General features: G+C 45.4%; 2 protein-coding genes. One reads left to right on the top strand and one right to left on the bottom strand.

Features of this window, described 5'->3' with window-relative positions; all coding sequences use genetic code 11:
- Positions 1–1,451, bottom strand: a 1,451-nt coding sequence (aspS, locus tag BG32_RS06240; RefSeq protein ID WP_121526569.1) for an aspartate--tRNA ligase, incomplete at its 3' end; no start/stop codon positions are given.
- A gap of 111 nt (positions 1,452–1,562) precedes the next feature.
- Here aspS and BG32_RS06235 point away from each other — a divergent pair.
- Positions 1,563–1,834: S-layer homology domain-containing protein (locus BG32_RS06235; RefSeq protein WP_259459563.1), on the top strand; the 272-nt coding region annotated here is incomplete at its 3' end.

Raw genomic sequence — 1,834 nt, 5'->3', positions numbered from 1 at the left:
GCTATTTCGTAACCGTTGAGAACTAGATCATAGGCTTTCGATCTAACTTTCAAAGGATCACTTTCTCCATATTTCTCAAGATCTTCCAGATCCGGCATAGTAAAGGGATGATGCTCGGCCTCTATCCTTTGCTCTTCTTCGTTGTAGGAAAACATGGGAAAATCCGTTACCCAAAGAAACTCAAATCCCTCTACCGAAAACTCTTCCTCTTTAATAATCTTGTTCCTCATCTGTCCTAAAGCCTTTGAAAGCGAAAGCCCCTCTCCTAGGCTGAATAGAATCAGGTCGTTTTCATTCGCAGCGAAAAGAGAGACCAATGACGAGAGCTCTTCTGGACAGTGCTTAAGTATAGATGACTTCAGACCGTCACCCTCAACTTTCAGCCACATCAAACCTCCAAGACCGTTCTCTTTTGCAAATGCGGTGTATTCGTCGAGCTTTTTTCTTGAAAATCTATCGGCCTTGCCTTCTACGATAAAGCCCTTGACTTTCTCGCCCTTGTCTATAGAATCAGAGATAACTTTGAAAGCCGTTTTTTCGAAGATCGAAGTAATATCGTGAATCTTCATTCCATATCTAGTATCGGGTTTGTCGCTGCCGTAGAACTCAACGACCTCCTGATACGTGAATCTCCTGAACGGTGTACTGATATCGGCGGAAGCTGCCTTCTCAAACGCATATTTCATCAAGCCTTCGGTCATCGAGAAGACATCTTCCTCATCTGCAAAGGACATCTCCAAGTCGATCTGCGTGAACTCCGGCTGCCTGTCGGCCCTGAAGTCCTCGTCTCTGAAGCATTTGGCAATCTGATAGTATCTATCGAAACCGGAAACCATGAGCAGCTGTTTGAATATCTGAGGAGATTGTGGAAGAGCATAGAACTTGCCTGCCTTTAGACGAGAGGGCACGAGGAAATCTCTTGCCCCTTCTGGGGTGGATTTTCCCAGGATCGGTGTTTCCACATCTACAAAGCCGTTATTGTTAAGGTACTCTCTAACGGCCTGAACGAATCTATGTCGGGTAAGAATGTTTCTTTGCATCTTTGGCCGTCTTAGATCAAGGTATCTATAACGAAGATGCATCTCTTCGGCCGACTCTTCATCGATATTTATGTAAATCGGCGGCACTTCGGCATCTGAAAGTATTCCCATCTCCGAGGCCACAATCTCTATCTCCCCAGTGGGAAGCCTAAGATTGATTGCATCATCGGGTCTTTTCCTAACGGAGCCAGTTACGGAAATGCAAAACTCGTTCCCCAACTTCAACGCCATGTTGTAAAGCTCATTATCTTGAGGATCAAAGACCACCTGTGTGAAGCCATATCTATCTCTCACCTGAACAAACTTGATTCCGCCGAGGTCTCTTATACGATCGACCCAGCCGTTCAATGTAACTACTTTCCCCGTGTCGGAAGCCCTCAATTCCCCACAGGTGTGCGTTCTTTTCTTCAACTCCAACACCTCCCACAGAGATAATATTACCATGCCAGTTTCTAGGATGGAATCTAGATTTGTGGTAGAATCATTTAGAATATTTCCTTCGGGGAGGTGTAGAAATTGAAAATGAAAGTTTTACTTGCCTCACTGCTTATTCTCGGTCTGGCATTTACTTCAGCATTCGCTGCGGTCAATTACGTTGATGTTAGTTCAAATCACTGGGCTTACGATGCCGTGATGAAGCTTTCTGACCTCGGTATTCTAACCGGGATTGTGCAGGCCGACGGCAAAACTTATTTCAATGGAAACGATGCTCTGACAAGGTATCAGACGGCTGTCATGTTAAAGAAGACGCTCGATTACGTTGAACTGAACTTCGCCAGGCAGGGTACCGTCCC

The organism is Mesotoga sp. HF07.pep.5.2.highcov (genome assembly GCF_003666285.1).
In the GTDB taxonomy this organism is placed as follows: Bacteria; Thermotogota; Thermotogae; order Petrotogales; family Kosmotogaceae; genus Mesotoga; species Mesotoga prima.
The sequence above is the reverse complement of the archived record's forward strand: the minus strand, read 5'-3'. Positions and strand labels throughout refer to the sequence as shown.